This is a genomic window from Pirellulales bacterium (assembly GCA_035499655.1).
Taxonomy (GTDB): domain Bacteria; phylum Planctomycetota; class Planctomycetia; order Pirellulales; family JADZDJ01; genus DATJYL01.
In genome coordinates this window covers 1-17,484 of record DATJYL010000144.1, presented here as the reverse complement: position 1 = coordinate 17,484, position 17,484 = coordinate 1, and the positions used below count along the sequence as shown (strand labels likewise).

General features: G+C 55.5%; 10 protein-coding genes. 4 read left to right on the top strand and 6 right to left on the bottom strand.

Annotated elements, in window-relative coordinates; all coding sequences use genetic code 11:
- Positions 1–570: 570 nt before the first annotated feature.
- Positions 571–3,567, bottom strand: coding sequence for a serine/threonine-protein kinase (locus VMJ32_10335; protein HTQ39418.1), 2,997 nt, complete (start codon positions 3,565–3,567; stop codon positions 571–573).
- A 190-nt stretch (positions 3,568–3,757) separates the two neighbouring features.
- Here VMJ32_10335 and VMJ32_10330 point away from each other — a divergent pair, with 190 nt between their 5' ends.
- Positions 3,758–4,120, top strand: coding sequence for a hypothetical protein (locus VMJ32_10330; GenBank protein ID HTQ39417.1), 363 nt, complete (start codon positions 3,758–3,760; stop codon positions 4,118–4,120).
- Positions 4,121–4,152: 32 nt separating this feature from the next.
- On the opposite strand, the gene pgk is transcribed toward VMJ32_10330, so the two are convergent.
- Positions 4,153–5,553, bottom strand: a complete 1,401-nt coding sequence (gene pgk, locus VMJ32_10325; GenBank protein HTQ39416.1) for a phosphoglycerate kinase — start codon at positions 5,551–5,553, stop codon at positions 4,153–4,155.
- Positions 5,554–5,728: 175 nt separating this feature from the next.
- Positions 5,729–7,855: a DUF2092 domain-containing protein gene (locus VMJ32_10320; GenBank protein ID HTQ39415.1), complete on the bottom strand. Its 2,127-nt coding sequence runs from the start codon at positions 7,853–7,855 to the stop codon at positions 5,729–5,731.
- A gap of 132 nt (positions 7,856–7,987) precedes the next feature.
- On the opposite strand from VMJ32_10320, the gene VMJ32_10315 reads away from it, so the two are divergent.
- Together VMJ32_10315 and VMJ32_10310 are read left to right on the top strand one after the other, a co-directional pair.
- Positions 7,988–9,277: a lactate racemase domain-containing protein gene (locus VMJ32_10315; GenBank protein HTQ39414.1), complete on the top strand. Its 1,290-nt coding sequence runs from the start codon at positions 7,988–7,990 to the stop codon at positions 9,275–9,277.
- Positions 9,278–9,289: 12 nt separating this feature from the next.
- Entirely contained in the window at positions 9,290–10,306 is a 1,017-nt protein-coding gene (locus VMJ32_10310) for a glycine cleavage T C-terminal barrel domain-containing protein (protein HTQ39413.1), read from the top strand.
- A gap of 64 nt (positions 10,307–10,370) precedes the next feature.
- Here the strand turns inward: VMJ32_10310 and lpxA are convergent, their stop codons facing one another.
- On the bottom strand, positions 10,371–11,273 hold the full coding sequence (lpxA, locus tag VMJ32_10305; protein ID HTQ39412.1) for an acyl-ACP--UDP-N-acetylglucosamine O-acyltransferase: 903 nt from the start codon (positions 11,271–11,273) through the stop codon (positions 10,371–10,373).
- 372 nt (positions 11,274–11,645) lie between these two features.
- Here lpxA and VMJ32_10300 point away from each other — a divergent pair, with 372 nt between their 5' ends.
- On the top strand, positions 11,646–11,963 hold the full coding sequence (locus VMJ32_10300; protein ID HTQ39411.1) for a tetratricopeptide repeat protein: 318 nt from the start codon (positions 11,646–11,648) through the stop codon (positions 11,961–11,963).
- A 43-nt stretch (positions 11,964–12,006) separates the two neighbouring features.
- Here VMJ32_10300 and VMJ32_10295 read toward each other — a convergent pair whose 3' ends face one another.
- Positions 12,007–12,366, bottom strand: a complete 360-nt coding sequence (locus VMJ32_10295) for a DUF3467 domain-containing protein (protein ID HTQ39410.1) — start codon at positions 12,364–12,366, stop codon at positions 12,007–12,009.
- A gap of 213 nt (positions 12,367–12,579) precedes the next feature.
- Positions 12,580–16,908 carry a tetratricopeptide repeat protein gene (locus tag VMJ32_10290; GenBank protein HTQ39409.1) on the bottom strand — a complete coding sequence of 1,443 codons (4,329 nt, stop codon included), beginning with the start codon at positions 16,906–16,908 and terminating at the stop codon, positions 12,580–12,582.
- Positions 16,909–17,484 lie beyond the last annotated feature (576 nt).

Here is a 17,484-nt window from a genome sequence, read left to right as displayed (position 1 = left end):
TGGCAGTGATGTTCGCAGCAGCAAGAATCACCGCAACCGCAGCTCGGGGCAGCAGCGCAACCGCAGCTGGGAGCGGCGGCGCAACCACAGCTAGGCGCGGCAGCGCAACTACATGTTGACTCACAACAACAGGACGACTCGCAACAGTCGCCCCAATGATGGAACGCCTTCGCATCGGCGGCGCCCAACAGCAAGGCGCTGGCCAGCGAGGCCACCGCCAACAAGACTTGACGTTTCATGGGGAGGAACTCCTAAATACGAACTGGGGTGGATCGGCACGTTCGATCATGCCAACCGCGTCGGCCACCGCGATCGCCTGCCCACGCATTTCGCGATCTCGGGCTTCAGGCTGCCAAGGGGTGGCCACAACTATGTGGCACGATCTATGCGTGGTATCGTCCAGCTAGCATGGACCATTTAGCCAGATTGCCGATTTTCAGCAGGTGGCAAAACTTCAACAGGCCGCAAACTCCGTGCGTGCTAGCTATGCCGAGAAAGATAAGATGTGCCGCCTGGCGCGATTAGAATTGCGCCTGGCACATCCGAATTGATACATTCGATATCGTCGGCTTATCTGCCACTTTGATTTCCTTCCACCGCCGACGGCTTTGTTTGCTCAACAGAAGTATTCTCGGGTTGGATCAGCGCTTCGGCTTCTTTGCGAAAAAGTTCCAGCGTTGCCTGGCGGTTCCACGTCGGCGATGTCTTGATTTCCTCGTCCGTCGCGGCTTCAAGCTCAATGAGCAATTGCTTTGCTTCCACTTTGTCGCCCAATTTCCACTTAGTCATTGCCAAAAAGAATTTTGGATATGCGGTCGATGTCATTGCGGAGCCTGCGTTTTCCTCTGCAGCGATCGTTGCGGCCAGGCGTTTTTCCGCTTCGTCATAATTAGCTGTGCGGTATAGCAAAATTCCTAGGGTATCGATATACGTTACATTTTCGGGCGCTTTGGAGACTAAATCTTTCGCGACCTGCAGGGGCACGTTGAGGTCCTCCACCGCACCAGCGGCCAAACCGCAAGTCCAGGTAAACCAACGACGGTCCAAGTCGTTTTCCGACGCTGCAAATTGTTTTGTCATGGCATTGCAGGCGGTGTGGTAACCGGCCAAATCGCCCCCCTTAAGTCGCAGCAACGCCCACCGATATTGCTCGTCCGATTTGCCGGATTGCTGGTCCGCTAACTTGTCAAGATTTTTGACCGCAGCTTCGTAATCTCCGTTTCCGATTTGCGCAAACAAAAGTGCCGAAATGGCGTCCTGGTTTTGATACTCCGTTAACTCGCATGCTTTGGTCGCAAGCTCCAGGGCCCGCTTGGGATCACGCAGCTCGGCTTGCGGCGAAATTGCTAAGCCGGTCACCAATCTCGGCAGTTTTCCCAAGTCGGTCTTGTGGACGTCTCCCTGACGAAGCGATTCCTCATACATCCGCGCGACGACTGCTTGGAATTCCACAGCCCAATCATTGCGACCCAAAAGTACACAGACATCCCTAATGTTCAGCAGTGGATCGACGCGCCGAATGTTTTCCGTCGTCTCGATCGACTTTAGATTCGAGTGCACCTCTTCCAGAACCGCCAGCGCCGCCGATTTGTCGCCGGCCAGCTGGCGGCAGTTAGCTAAGCACCAGGCCGTATACAAACTATCGATATGGGTCGGCCCCAGCACGCGGTAGCGCACGGCCAGCAATGGCTCAAACACATCGGCCGCTTCTTGGTATCGCCCAAGTTCTCGCAGACACGAGGCATAGTTGTACGACGCAAACATTGCTTGCGGATCATCTTCACCCTTTAAATCGCGCAATCCAGTCGCAGCAGGTTCCGCGAATTGAAGCGCCTTTTCAAGCTGATTGTCCCAGCGCAGCTCCCAAGCGTATGTATTTTCGGCTTGCAAAGTCAGAGGATGATGCGGTCCTAAGGTGTCCGACGCTTTCCGATATAATTTCTCGCCGAATGTCACGTTGCCAGGATCACCCAAATCCATGTGTACCAGGCTCAAATTAATTCCGGTTTGGATCGTATCGGGGTGACTCTCTCCAAGAACTTTGGATTGATCGGCTAAAGCAGACTCCAGCACCCGTTTGGCTTCGCTGTACTGATTTGCATTGTGTAGCGCCAGCCCCAAATTAGAAAGGCTCTTCAACGTGCTTGGATCTCGATTGCCGGCCAACGTACGGTGCAAGGCAACGGCCTTCTGGAGTTGCTCAACCGCTTTTTTTGGTTCGTCGATAGCGGTATACACCTCGCCGAACCGATCGTGGATCACAGCACAAAGCTCCGGGTCGTCCTGAAAGCGTTCCTCAATCTTTCCAGCCGCCGCATCGAGTGCCTCGACTAAACCAATCCCCGCGTGCCCGCCGCGGCTGGGGTCGGCCTGGCCGAACACCGCCTCGGTGAAAAACGCATTCACGCCTTCAGCACGCTTCTGCTGCAATTCCGCTTTGGCCAATGAACTTTTGGCCGCCACCGCTTCCCGCGAGGCCGAAGCGGCAAAGTACGACGACACCGCGACCCCGGTCGCCAAAATGGCAAACACGGCCGCCGCTAGTCCTGCTACCGTCGGATTTCGCCGGCACCACCGCCAGCTACGTTCCAGCCGGCCAGTGGGCCGCGCTAAAATCGGTTCCCGCCTCAGCCAGCGCTGCAAATCGTCGGCCAGTGCCTGCGCGGTCTGGTAGCGCTTGCCCGCGTCTTTCTCCATACATTTCAGTGTGATCGTTTCCAAATCTCGCGGAATCCGACCGTTTAGTTTCCTGGGGCTGGGCGGTTCTTCGTTGAGAATCTGGACCAGCAGCATCCGCGCTTCGCCCCGGAACGGTAGCTCGCCGGTAAGCAGTTCAAATAGGATGACGCCCAGCGAGTAAACGTCGCTGCGTCGGTCCGCCCGATGCCCTTCCCCTCGAGCTTGCTCGGGCGACATGTAGGCGGGCGTGCCCAACACTTGCCCTTCCACGGTCATGGCAACTTCGCCACTTTCCCGTCGCGCCAATCCGAAATCGATGACGTGCGGCTCGCTATCCTGATCCAGCATGATATTGCTCGGCTTCAGGTCGCGGTGCACCACGCCTGCCTGGTGCGCGTGCTGAAGCGCCTCGGCAATTTTCACGACCAATTCAGCCGACTCGCGTGAAGTTAACCTTTGCCCGGTCAGCCACTCGTTCAGGTTGGCGCCGTCGATAAAGTCGGTGACGATGTACACCGTGTCGTCTTCACGCCCCACTTCATGCACGCCGGCAATGCGTGGGTGCTTTAACTGGGCAGCGGCCCGGGCATCACGCAGAAACATCTCTGTCTGTTGCGGATCAAGGTCTTTCTGCCGCGGAATTTTGATGGCGACAGTTCGCTGTAGTTGTGTATCGCGGGCTTTCCAGACAGCGCCATAACGGCCAACCCCTACTTGTTGTAGGAGCTCGAAATGCCCCAGCACCTTCACGCCAGGCCGATACGTGCAGGTGGCGTCGGTGCCCGATAAGCTGAAACTGCTCCCGCACGCCGGGCAAAGAATGTCCGCCCACGATTCCTGCTCGACCGAGTCGAACGGCACATGGCAATGCGGACAGCGGATTTGCACGCGTCACCTTTCAAGTTCGGCAAGAGATGTTTCCCTTCGATCCTGGAATGCTCTACCGATTATCACCGCGTGGCTGTGGTTTGTACAGCAAACCGCCGGCGGCCAAATGTGGTGCGCAATGTACCGCAACTCCGCCTACCCCTTGACATTCTATGGAATCAGCGTGGTTCCCATTTCGTGCGAGCCTGGAATGACAGGTCTGGTTCTGTTTGGCGATGGCAAATTCCATTTCACCTCCGAGGACAAAACATTCGAAGGCCGTTTTCATTCGGTATTGCTGCGTTTCAATCCGAAAGATGCAGATTCGATTTTGAAGCTGGAACAAGGCAAGCAGTCCACTGATAAGGGAGTTTTCGAAATGGCCAGGCAGATCACGGGGGGCGTTTTCCGGCATTCCTATCACAGCGGCATGGAAGCGCTAATTCCGCCTGAGGGTGCGTTTTCCGCGGCCCTGAACTCGCAGGGATACGGAGACCTTTTGATCTCGGTAGCGGACAAAGAAACTATCGTCTACAGCTTTACCGACAACAAGCCGCTGTATGAGAAGAAGTAACTCGTCCTAACAGATTCTTTCTGGCGCACAGCTCACCGCGTCGCCATCGATAGCGCCAACAAATACGGCACCGGGTTACTGCCCAGCGCATTCAGCACGGTGCCGCCGGCGGTAAAGCAGTGCGTGACCCAATCGGGCTGGCCATATTTTTCCAAGGCCGCGCCCCCTTCACCGCCGCCGACATACACCTCGACGCCGGCAGCTTTCATCCGCTTGAGCTGGCCGATGAAATTCTTCGTGCCGGCTTCGAAGCGCGGATCTTCGAACATGCCGAACACGCCGTTGTGAAAAGCCACCGGTTTGGAATCGCTTGCGCCCGCTGAAGATTTTGCGGTGGCGATGAACGCTCCCACTTTTTGAGCAAAAAACTCGCTGGTTTTTGGACCGACGTCAAACTGCTGATCGCCCGGACCAATGGTTTCCGACGCCCTGCCGTCCTGCAAAATGAAATCGACCGGTAGCACAAATTGAATCCCCTTTTTGCGCCCCGCTTCGATCATCCCCCGGGCCTGGGCAATTCGCTCCCGCGCAATGAAATACGGCTTCTCCGCATGAGCGGGGTCTTCGGCCACGCCCAGACAAAACTGCTTGCCGTCGATTTCGGCGGCCGCTTTTTTTAGCGCCATCGCCAGCGAGCCGGCAGTAATTACCCAGCGAATCGTGCCGCGGTCGATCATCGCCTGCAGGTCGTCCAGCTTGTCGGTTTTCAGCCCGCTGAATACGACCAGCGACGCTTTCAAGCACCGCTGCATTGGGCCATCGAATTCGCCGCCCACATAGTTGCCCAAGGCCACGCGGTCCATCGCCGCCGGAATAATGGCAGACGAACTATCGAGGCTGCCCGCCGACAACGCTTCGTTCACATACACGGTGGCGATTTTCGTAGCGAACTCATTGGTCAGTGACGCCAACTTCGGGGCCAACCCAGGCAAATCGTGGGGCGTGGCATCCCACAACACGCGCTCGATTACGTAGCGCCGCGTGTTTTCCAGCACAAGAACATCGCCAGGCTGGCTGTTGCGAACGGCATCCGCCACGGCGGTTGTGATTTTGTTGGTTCCTTCGTCGAGCCAGTCACTCACCAGCGGCACTTTTCTCCCAAGCAGTTCTCCAAGCCGAGCCGCGACTTTGTTCAGCGAACCCTCCGGCTTGCGCCCGATGTGGCCAAATACGATTTGTTTCCATCCTTGTTCGATGCCGAACTTCAACGTACTGACCATGGAGCGTAGCCGTTCGTCCCCCTCGCCAATTTTTGCGCCGGGTTTGGCATCGACATCGCCGCGCACCAGGACGACGGTTCCGCGGGGTACATTTTCCAAAGCTTTCAGCCGCGGAATGGCCCCCAAATAATCGCCCAAAGTGTTGTGCGGAGCGGGTTCGGCCCCTAACAACATGCGGCACCAATTCAGCATTTTTTGATCAGACACTTGCATACGGCTTCTCCACAAAGAACCTGGCAGCTCGAAAATCAATCGCTGGGCGTTTGAGCGATGGACAAGCGCGGGGCATAAATTTGCCTCGCACGAACTTTGTTCAAGATAGCAAAGATTCGCCCCTAAGTGCAGGAGTCGGCGAAGGCGACACAAGCCGATGATTTTCGGAAAGATCTTATTTTGTCGCCGGTTCGATTTGCCACGCCTCCAGCGCGCCTTTAGCGTCGCCCTGGGGCTTATCGAACACTTTAGAAATGAGCAGCAATCGCTGGTCGCCGAATTTGCCGGCGGCCAGACCAGCCAACGAGGAGCCTGTATTGAATGAATCGACCGGCTTTCCGTCGGCGGCGAGAATATGGATTGAGCCATCCGGGCCCGCAATCAGCCATTCCTTGGCGCCATCGCCGCTGAGGTCACCTGTGGTGATGACTTCAATCGGCCTGGCATGCACACCCACCGGCAGGTTGTAATCCCACAATTCTTTTCCATCGAGCGAAATTCCCAAGGCAATGTTATCGCCGCTAGTGGTGCCGACCAAGGTGCAGTAGCTGTTTTTTCCGTGGCCATCGAGATCATCCGCGACAATGTAATACACATTACGGTTGGGAAAACTGACTTCCTTTTCCAGCTTGCCATCCGCGTCGAACATAACAATGCTTCCCCGGTTATGCGTGCAGAGCAGTTTTCGATGTCCTTGCTCGTCCGGTTCGGTCGTGGCCATACGGAATACGAATTGAATAGAGCGATCGCGCCACAGGCGATCGCCGTCCAACGACACTCCCTGCACGCCCAAATCACCCCAGTAACCCACATACAGTTGCGGCTTGCCGTCCCCTTTGAGATCGACTAATTGTGCGTCCCAGACGCCCTGAGTGGAGCTGTCTTCAGGCTTGGGAAAAGCTAGAATTCGTTTCCAATTTTCGTCGAACACAAACAGTTGCGGCTGAGCGTTGGCTGCCGCGACAAAATAGCGTTTGCCGTCATGATCGACCGCGGTGCGCAAATAATTGACCACGGCGTTTTCGGGAATATCGAGCTGGTGGCGGGCGATCGTTTTTCCGTCTTTATCTAGCTCGGCCACGGTTCGCCAACCGTCGAACGCTAGAATGCGCGGCTGGCCGTCGGTGCCATTCAGCACCAGGATATTACCGGGGTCTTTTAGATCTGCGGACCACAGTTTGGTAAGCTTGAAATTCTTGGGCTCACTGATCGGGGCGGGGGGGGCCGGTTGAACTTCCTCGACCAATTGTTTCACCAATTTTGCGTCGTCCGGCACGGCAAACTTAAACGCATCACCGCCGGGGGCCTTAAAACTGGCGTTGTTGAAGTCGATGGTTGTGGTGACGTTGGTCACCGGCGTATCGATGCCCGGCACTTGCTCCTTTTCGACCGTTGGCAATTCGATCCGCCGCAGGATATTATCTTGCTGATCGATCCAGAGCGTTACCGTTCCATCCTGCTTGTCTACCTGCACGCGATTACACGGATGCCCTTCGAAGGTGTCCGGCGCTATCAGCTTAGGCGGCTGCATTGCATCTTGCAAAAATTGCGCAAGCGTGGTGTCGGTCATCAACAGTCCAATTTGTACTGGAGCCCCGCCGGGCCCCTGGACCAACGTCGAATACAATTGGGGATCGCGAATGATATCTTCCACCGTGAGCTTGTCTGGCGCGGGGACTTTCAACACCAAATTAGGAACGACATCAACGGCAGCCCAAAAGTTTTCGCCGTCGCAGACCACCCGAGCGCCGTAGCATTCCAGGCGCAATTTGTTAGGGCGCTGGAAGGCGGTGGAAAAGTCAAATAATTGCTCCATAGTCTGCTTGTCTTTGTCAAACCGATGGTGCACTTGGGCGTTGTCGGCATAATCGGTTGCTTGGCGATAGGCGGCTTCCATGTCTTTCAGCACTTGATCGGCGGTCCGTTTTTCGGGTAGCGGCGGAGTGGCTGCCGCGTTGGTTTGCGGATCGCCGGGAGTTGATGCCGTCGTATTATTGTGGCCGGGTGAATTGGCGGAGGCGTTCGTATCGCTGCCCCAACAGCCCGCGGTCAATAGCATGCCGGCGGCGAATATAATTAGGGCGAGTAATCGCAACGTGTCTATTACGCCAGCGTCCTCATGGTAGGCGATAGCGTACGTGCCCGAACGGTTTTCGATCCATGACATTTCGATGGCTGACTTCATGTCAAAATGGCCTGTCGTATAGAGTTCAGAAACGGTGTGTCCGGCCGGATTATCGGCAAGAGCGCCGCTTGGGTAAAGCTCGAATTGGTCGTAGATATTCGGTTCCAGAGAGTCCATTGGGCTGCTTGACCGGCAGTAATTGGTCGCGCTATGATGCGCTGGGCCGATCGTGGAATATCGTAGGGGCGTTAAACCGGCTTCTTCGACCAAAAAACACTGTGAAAAGCGCCTTGGAATCGTTCTGCTAGCATGATCTCGATCTTAAAATACGGCGTAGATGCCAGCTTACGCCTAGATTTGTCCCCCGAGGCATTAGTGACCGACTGCGCGGCGCCGCCTGGCATGGACGATTCGGACACCGTGAGCGCTGCCGCACAAGCAACCCAAACCCCGTTAGATTTTCCTCCGCTTCGTCAAGCGACGGTTCCCGGAGACCATGTCGTCATTGCCCTGGGGCCAGCCGTTCCGCAAGCGGCAGATGTCGTCTCGGCAATTGTGACTGAGTTGCTTTGTGGCGGCGCCGCTGCCGAGGATGTGACGGTTTTGCAAGCGTCGGGCTCAACCGCATTGTATCCGTCCGCGGATGGATTGAAGCGTAACTTAGATCCTCGCAAACGCCTGCCTCCGGAATTACGGGATGCCGTACAACTGGCGACGCACGATCCGGCGCATCGCAACGGCTTGAGCTATTTGGCCGCCGACTCCCAGGGCTTGCCGATTTATTTGAACCGTTTGTTGTGCGACGCCGATTTGGTGATTCCCGTGGGTTGCCTGCGGCTGGACGATCCGGCTCACCGCAATGGCAGTACGGGGATATGGAACGATACGATTTATCCGACATTTAGCGATCTGGCGACGCTCGATCACTTTGCACCGAACGGTGTGCCACTTACCGCGGGCCAAATTGCACATCGCCATCGACAAGTCGACCAGGTGGCGTGGTTGCTAGGCGTACAGATTACGGCCCAAGTTGTGCCGGCGGCAGGGGACAAAACTTTGCGCGTATTCGCAGGCATTCCGGAAGCGGTGTTCCGACAAGGACGTGCCGTTTGCCAATCGGCCTGGGAGCGAAAAGTGCCACGGCGAGCGAGCTTGGTTGTGGCGGGCGTGGGAGGTGGAAGCGTTCAACAAACGTGGATGAATGTTGGCCGCGCTTTAGAAGCGGCGCTGCGGGTTGCCATCGACGGGGGCGCCATCGTGCTGTGTACGGAATTGGACGAACCTCTCGGTCCAGCCCTCAAACTGTTGGCCCATTCTACTGACACTGCCGCAACACAAATGCGACTGAGGAAGCAACGCTCGGCCGATGCTTCGCTGGCCCGCCTCCTGGCCGAGTCGCTCGAGCACGTCACGGTTTATCTTCTCAGCGATTTGACGGAGGAAGTTGTATCGCCGCTAGGATTTGCCCATGTGAACGATGCTGCAGAAATCGTCCGCTTAGCCACGCATTACGATTCTTGCATTTTGTTGCCCGACGCGCAGCATGTATGGCCCACGGTAGAAGGTGAAGAGCCGTACATGGCGGCGTCTGAGCACTAGACGATTATCCGAATGCACAAAACCTCACCCGCGTTTGAACGGCAGTATTCGGCAATCACACAGGGCGTGGGAATGGTCGAATTCAGCAATCGAACGCAAATCGAATTCAGCGGTTCCGATCGGGCGACGTTTCTGCACAACCTGTGCACAAATGCAGTGCGGGACATGCCGGTTGGAAAAGGCTGCGAGGCGTTCGTGCTGAACGTAAAAGGGCATGTCGCCGGTCATGTGTTCTTGTTTGTTTGTCCGGAATCCATCGTGTTGGAGAGCGTTCCCGGTCAGTCGGAAAAACTGCTTGCGCACTTTAATCGCTATTTAATTCGTGAAGACGTGCAATTGGCCGATCGCTCGCAGACCTGGGCGGAATTGATGTTGTCTGGGCGGCAAGCCGACGAATTGTTGATGAAGGAAGGATTGCCGTCGCTGTCGGAGCAGTTCTCTCACGCGGCTTGCCAACTGGCCGGCAGCAGTGTGTGGCTGCGAAAGACGAATTTGGCCGGTCCTGACAGTTACTTATTGGCGTGCCCCCGAGAATTCCTAGAGGACGTGCGATCGACGCTGAAAGCTGCCGGGGCATTGCCATGCGGCGAAGAGGCCTTCCAAGCAGCGCGCATCGAAAACGGTACGCCGCTGTTTGGCCAGGATGTAAGCGAAGAAAACTTGCCGCAGGAAATCGATCGCAATCGGTCTACCATAAGTTTCACCAAAGGCTGTTATTTGGGGCAAGAAACCGTGGCTCGCATCGATGCGTTGGGACACGTGAACCGTTTATTGCGCGGCGTGGTGTTTTCTGGAGAAGCCGTTCCGCCGCCGGAAACGCCGCTGCACAGGGGCCCAGGAAATGGCGGAGGTGGCGTCGGTACTGAGGGCAAAACGGTGGGTCGCGTGAGCTCAGCCTGCTGGTCGCCGCGGTTGAACGCTCCCTTGGCGTTGGCACTGATTCATCGCGAAAGTGCCGCGGCAGGCGCAGTTTTCCAGTCGCCGTGCGGCGCAGCCAAAGTGGTGGCATTGCCGCTGAGCAAAGAATAATCGCGCCGAGGAAAGTAAACCGAGAGACAGGGCGGAGCAGCCCAGGTTTAGAATGCGGGCTGATTTATCCCGCCTTGGCCTGAAGATCGATCTCCGCAGGAAAAGTGGGCTGGGCAGCGGATACCAATGGCACAACGGGCGGTTCGAGTTCGTCAACATCTTGCCGGAGCTTGAGCGTGACGCTGCGTGGCGGCCGGCGCTCCTGCGAAAAGCCGCGTGTGCCACCGTGGAAAAACTCCACCATCGGCGCCGCTGCACTGTCGGCGAACTCTGCCGTAAGACGTTGCAGCATTTCGCGCCAGGGCAAACCACTGCGGAAAATCAGCCGGTAGGCGGCTTTCAATACGATAATTTGCTCTGAGGTGAAGCCGTTTCGCTTTAGTCCGACTAAGTTCAATCCAACAACGTCTCCGGTTAAACCGTCGACGGTCACAAACGGCGGAACATCGCGCACCACGCGGGCATGTCCGCCAATCATCGCCATGCGGCCGATGCGGCAAAACTGATGCACGGCCACCGCTCCGGAGACAAACGAACGATCATCCACCGTTACGTGCCCTGCCAAGAGACAATTGTTGGCCATGATCACATGATTTCCCAGGCGACAATCGTGTGCGACGTGAGCGCCTGCCATCAGGTAGTTGCCATCACCGAGAATCGTGGCAGCCTCCGGCTTTAGCGCCCGATGCACCGTGACAAATTCACGGATCGTGTTGCCCTCTCCGATGAGAACCAGGCCGGTTTGTTCTGGACAACGCACGTGCTGGGGCAAACCACCGATGACCGCACTTTCGCAAACGGTATTGTGTGGTCCTAAGCGCGAACCGCTTTTAACCACAACGTGGCCGGCCAGATGGCAGCCTTCGCCGACGACGACGTCGTCCTCGACAATGGCGAATGGTCCAATTCGCACATCGCGGCCAATTTGAGCTTGCGGACTAACAACCGCCAAAGGGTGGATATTCACCGGCGGGAATCCTCAGGATGTTCTGCGTGGTGGGTCGAATGAGTTGTGACCGGCTCGGCAGGGTCGTGTCGCAATGGCGTGCAGGCCCTTCATTTCTACTGAAATCTAAAGGGGCGGTTGGGGCTTTCGCCCCGCTGCTTGCCCGACGGTATGTATCGGCTGTAAGGTAGAGATCGGTTCAACCGGATGTCGCTGAGACAACTTATTGAGGAACCATTTCCTGCTGGCGGTTGGCCCCAAGAGATGCCAAATGTTAAATTGTTCCGATTGGGCCAACCCGATTGGGCCGGCAAAAGTTGTCTCATCGTTAGCCGTTTCCAGGCCTTATGAGCAACCGATTCACACTAACCACGCATATTTAGGACCAGTATTATGCCCGAAAGCCATTTGCTCTACGACGAGGCCGACAAACTTAAAGATGCCGGCAAGCTGGACGAAGCGGTAGCGAAGCTGCAACAATTGCTTGCCGCGGACCCCAATTACACGTTGGCCCACTCGGCGTTGGCGGTGATCTATACACGGCAAAAACGGCATGAAGAAGCCATTGGTCACGCCATTCGAGCATGCGAATTGGAGCCGAACGATCCGTTCAGCTTCACGGCCCTGAGCGTGACTTTTCAGCGGGCGGGAAAAATTCCCGAAGCTGAAGACGCCATGGCTCGCGCGCGCATGCTGCAGATGAGCCATTGAAATGGGAGTTTGACCGCTGCGGCGCCTCACAGACTGGCGAGGATCAAGTTCGTCGTCCGACCAGACGCTTTTGAATGTCGGTTTCCAGCACGCCAAAGGCTTCTTCATGCCGCTGGACGGTCAATTGCAAGGCGTGCAGCATTCGTTTGGCGGTGAAATAGTTGGTGACAATCCGCTGAGTAATTACCACGGGCTCATTGGGGACACCGATCGGTTGCGGATTCAAACCAAAGTCGATAATCAATTCTTCAGGAGTGCCGGTGACGCGGCAGAAATTGGCATAGCACGAGATGGCGCTGGCATCTTTGACTTCGATTCGCTGCCGTTGCGGCGGAACTTGCCCCTCGGCAGCTTCCGTTCCGGGACGAACTCCATCTTTTTCCAATTCAGTGGGTTTTGACACCGCGATGCTCCTTGTTACGGGTAGTGTAGTTCAAATAGCAGTCTAGAGGACGGGATGCGATTCGGCCAGATGTGTTTTTCCGCGTCGCGGCTTCATTCGAAACGTACCAGGTTCTTGCCGCGATTGGGTCCTCAACCGTTAAAGTTTAACACTCCTGACCCTCGGTTTGCCTGACACCGATCCTGGGCTTTTCCTTTTTAATTGTCCCAGCGGCTACAGGGTAAAGTCCAACTTCTTCAGCATTGATTCGTATTGCGATTTTTCCAAAGGCGATAGATCGTCCGGGTTGAACTTCAACTCTTTAGCACGTTGTAAGGACGCCCTGGCGGCAACTTCATCCTTGGATGCGGTTTGAGCCATAGCCAGGTGCACGAATTGGATGGGTTTGGGCTCGGTGGCGATGACACAATCGGAAAGATCGGACAGCGCCTGCGCGACATCACCCTTACTCAGGTAGACCACCCCCCGCGTGTCGAGCATATCGGATTGCGGCCCAAAGGTGTGAATGGCTTCGTCGATGAGTTTGACCGCTTCATCTCGATTTCTTCCTTGCATGGCCAGCAGGAAAGCCAAATTATTAAGGATCACGGAACGTTGGGTAGCCGGCACATCTGATCGGGCCAGAATGGCGCGATACAGTTTTTCGGCATCGTCGTAACGGCGTTGGAAGTCGCGAAAATCAGATAACTCCATTTGTAACTGCCAGGAATCTGGATCTTCTTTGAGTGCTCGATCCAACCATTGCTCCACGCGCTGAATTTGTTCCGGCGTCGGAGGAGTGACGTTTTGACGCAGCGTCCCCAAGCCGATTTGGATCATTAGCGGAGCCGGAAAATACTTACGATTTTGCTCGCACAAATTGAGCACCGTGTCAACCTTGCCCCGTTGTGCATAAAAAATTACCAGCGTAGGAAGTTGCTCGGGTTCGTAACTCACATCCTCGCGGAACAATTTTTCCGCCTGATCGTACTGGCCAATTTGGACCAGATCGGAAGCAACCAAGCGCAATAATGGCCACTGATCTTTGGGGAGGGGGCGTTCCGTGGGAAGTAGCCGCAATAACACGGCTGCGGCCTCGGGACCGTGTCCCTGCATGGAGAGAGCACGGGCGGCCAACATCGCGACTTGCGGCGAGTTTTGCATTCCCAGGGTCTGTAAGGATTGCAGCCAGGTGACGGCTTCGTCGGCGGCTCCGCGCCGCAGCAGCATTTCGACAAACGTGATATAAACTTCTGGATCAGGCTTCGGCTGCGCTAACAGCGACAACATTTCTTCGCGGGCTGCAGGCCAGTTGTCAATTTGCTCGTAGAGCTTGGCCAAGACGAGTCGCTCGCGCCAATTCAAGGGACGGAGTTGTTTCAATTCGTCGAGCAAGCGCAGAGCTTGCCGCGACGAGGCGGGATCGCCACGATCAAACAGCAGCGAAATTCGGGCGGTCAAATCGTCCGCGGTGGGCTTTTCGCCTGGTAGTGAAAGCAATTCCAGCGCTTTCACGAATTGTTGATAGTCTTTGGACGCTGCCATTAATTGCGCCGTAGTCCGCCGCGCCCAGGCGTAGCATTCCTTGTCGGCGGGCTGGGTGGGCGTGGAGCTCATGATTTCATTGAGATATTTTTCGGCCTTCTCCACTTGATTGATGCGCAGATAAAAGGCGGCTACTTGTTGCAACAGCGGTAAACTTTTGGGTGATGTGGCCAAGGCCGACAAATACGATTGTTCCGCTTGAAGGGAGTCATTCAAAAACTCATATCCCTGCGCCAAGACTAAGGCACGCTGATCCTCAGGCAACTTGATTTGCGCCTCTTGCAACACCTGCAGGCCATCTTCCGGCTTCTTTTCGATTACTTTGAGCCGGATCAATTCAACCCACGCTTCCGCCAGGCCGGGGCTGAGTTCAATGGCCCGGCGAAACTCAGCTTCGGCTTCTGCTTGTTTGCCGGCGCGGGCCAACAATTCGCCGTGCAGCAGGTGCTCGCCGGCATTCGTGGAATCGTTGGAGAAGCGAGATTGCATACGATCCAGCGCGGCTTGAGGCCGTCCGGTATCGAGGTCGAGCATGGCTTGGATGCGGTCCATTTCCGCGTCGCCGGCGACCAGCGAGCCGTATGTTTCCAGCAATTCCAGCGCCTCGTCATTCCGATGCTGAGAATACAACAATTTCACCAATTGTCGAATGATCTCGCTGTTAGGTTGCCCCAATTCCAACACCTGATGCAAATGTTCAATGGCTTCGTCAATTTTGTTTTCCAGGATGTCAATTTGAGCCAACCATTTGGGTTGCTCCACCCAATCGGGACGAAGATCATTGATGTTTTGCAGCAAATCTCTCGCTTGGAGCAAGGTGCGCTTCTGGGCATCGTCCAGCACAATCGCGGCTTGCCCAGCGGCGACCGGTTTCTCATTTAGTTCTTGCAGAACCGACGAAATCATTACCGCCGCTTCAATGAGTTTGGTTTGCGCGGGGTCGCCGGCATCTTCCGTTTCGAACCACTGCTGGATTTGTTTCATGGTGGCTAGGTCGTGCATATCACGCGCCAAATCGAACCGGAGCAACTGGAATTGGGGATTTTGTGGATCCAATTGCACCGCCTGATCCCACAATTGCTTGGTGGTTTGGAGTTCTCCCACGCGGATGTACGCCGCACCCAAATTTGGGTACAGTTGCAAGCGGGCGTCTTTGGGGAGCTTTTCGATATCTGCGGCGACGGAGGCCAAACCCGATTTCAGTTCGTCTTTGGTTCCACCGGCGACAAACAGTGCATCAATTCGATCGGCAATCAGGCGGGGATCTTGGCGAATGCTCTCGGGCGCCGCTTCGATAATTCGCTGCGCCTCGGCCGGTTGACGCTGCTGAAGCGCCAATCTGACGGCCGCAGCAACTACGGAGATGTCGTCGGGATACTGCTTAAGGACGTCTTGCATCATTTGGCGGGCTTTGTCGTTTTCATCCTTGCGCGCCAAAATAGTGATTTGCGTCAGCGATGCCGCAGGTTCTTTCAGTAAATTCTGTGCGCGCATTTTTTCGAATAAGGCATCCACGGCTTGCCAATCTCGATCTTCCTTGGGTTTGCGCATTTGCTCTGCAATACGCAAGTCGAGAATGGCCTTCGTGACAAAGGGCATTCCCGTCATGTTGTTCCCTTGTTCCATCCAACTGGCCACGTGTTCGTAGTGCTTCAAGGCTTCCGCGGTCTTCCCGATGGCCATGTACGAAGCGGCCATTCCCAATTCACCTTGTGGCGTATCATGTAAATTGCCGGCGGCCTTCAACGCTTTATCGGGCTCATTCAGGCCGGTGTAACATTGCAGTAAAAGCAAGTCGATTCCGCGTGCCAACTGCGGAATTTTTCCGGCGCTTGTGCGCAAGTGTTCCAGTTGCTGTGCAGCTTCCCGATAGTTGCCCTCCGCCATCGTGATGCGGGCGGCGCTGTATTCCTGCAGTTCAGGTCTTTGTTTGCTGCCGGCGAGCTTTTTGAGAGTAAGCCGCGCGCCGTCATAATCTTTCTCTTGAAGTTGCTGTTCAAAATACATTTCCAGCAAGGGAATGCTGGCAGGCAACACCTTTAAGCCCGCATCCAAGCGTTGTTTTGTTTCCGTTGGATTTTTCTGCAGTTGCGCGGTCTGTGCCGACAGGACATAAAAACGATCGTCGTTGGGATAAAGCTTGAGGGCTTTTGCAATCAACGGTTCTGCTTCGGCAAAATCGTTGGAGAATAGCGCCATTTGTGTTGCTTGGTACAAAACTTGCGCATCGTCGGGCGCTAGCTCCAGGGCTTTGTGAATTGCGGCCTTTACCTTGTCGACTGACTTGGATTCGGCCAGAGTCTGCGCCTGAATCAAAAACGCTTTCGCGGAATCCGGGTTGGCTGTGACGAGCTGGTTAATGACGCGATTAGCCAATTCCGCGCGGTCGGGCATTTCTGTATCGGTCACTTTATCGTGGAGCAACGCCGCCAAAGTAGCGTAAGCCTGCAATTCGTGGGGCGCTGTGGCCTTGGAAGCATCGAAACTCTTCGTTTGGCTGTCGTAACCGACGAGCGTTTCCAACAGCTGCACGGCATCTAAATAATGCGCGGAACTGATGTAGCATTGGGCCAATAGCAAATCAATTCGCGAATCTGCCTTTCCATTGGCTTTGAGCCGAAGCAGGTCGTCCTTGGCGGTAGCAAACTGATGAAACGTGATATTCAACTCGATCAACTTGCGTCGCAATTCCAACGGATCGTCTGAATTGACGATGGCTTGTTGCAGCGCTTCGACCGCGTCGGTGTATCGCCGCTCATCGCCCGTAGCTTGGACCACGTCGGCCAACAACATTGCGTAGTCAGCGTTCCTTTCTCGATCGTCGGGTTTGTAGGAGCGATAGCGCTCATAAAGCCACAGAGCATTGCGGGGATCTGTCTGTTTGGTTTCTTCCGCGCGTTTGACCAGTGAATCAGCATTCCGCTTTGTCTGAATGCCATGCACCACGTGCACTCCCACCATCACAATCAAACCTGCAATGGCTAAAATCGAAAGCAGCTTGGTATTAAGTCGCTTCATCGTTGTGTCGACCTCTTGAAATCTGTAGATGCACTTCCACACGCAGCTACGCCATCCGCGTAACTGTCGTACGGATTTTACCGCCGGGAAAGAAGATAGTTGCTTGCACAACTATCCAACGAGAGACGCCGGCAATCCCCACGCCAACTCGGCAACCTCATACGGTCCATCGTACTTGGTATGCAGGGACTGTCAACGAAGTCCCTCTGGGCACGGGGACGGGGCGAATGCCCAAGCCTGTGGTTTTCGGGATGGCAGATCCCTTGGAATGGCATTTCCAGCAGCTTCTGACCAGACCTTTGGAATACTCGAAAACCCTTTGAGCAGAGGGACAAAGCAAATAAACGGTGGGATTTTTTCACGCTGGCGGCGTTGCCGTGATAGCGCATCTTGCCGCATCCGTTATTGTTTTCCATTTCCCATCGAGGGCGGCCTTTTTCTTACGAAGTCTGTGTGAAAGTTTGCCGATTATTCAAAGGCTAACGGTCGGGCCGAGTATAGTGAACGCGCCAGCGCTGGTAGCTAAAGTCAAAGACGGTTAATTTAGGTAGTTTGCAATGAGTTGATAATGTTTTA

Excerpts from the sequence above, each read along its gene's own strand:
- VMJ32_10290 (HTQ39409.1), bottom strand. The coding sequence starts at position 16,908 with ATGAAGCGACTTAATACCAAGCTGCTTTCGATTTTAGCCATTGCAGGT.
- VMJ32_10320 (HTQ39415.1), bottom strand. The coding sequence starts at position 7,855 with ATGGACTCTCTGGAACCGAATATCTACGACCAATTCGAGCTTTACCCA.
- pgk (HTQ39416.1), bottom strand. The coding sequence starts at position 5,553 with ATGCAAGTGTCTGATCAAAAAATGCTGAATTGGTGCCGCATGTTGTTA.
- VMJ32_10300 (HTQ39411.1), top strand. The coding sequence starts at position 11,646 with ATGCCCGAAAGCCATTTGCTCTACGACGAGGCCGACAAACTTAAAGAT.
- VMJ32_10330 (HTQ39417.1), top strand. The coding sequence starts at position 3,758 with ATGACAGGTCTGGTTCTGTTTGGCGATGGCAAATTCCATTTCACCTCC.
- VMJ32_10310 (HTQ39413.1), top strand. The coding sequence starts at position 9,290 with ATGCACAAAACCTCACCCGCGTTTGAACGGCAGTATTCGGCAATCACA.
- VMJ32_10315 (HTQ39414.1), top strand. The coding sequence starts at position 7,988 with ATGATCTCGATCTTAAAATACGGCGTAGATGCCAGCTTACGCCTAGAT.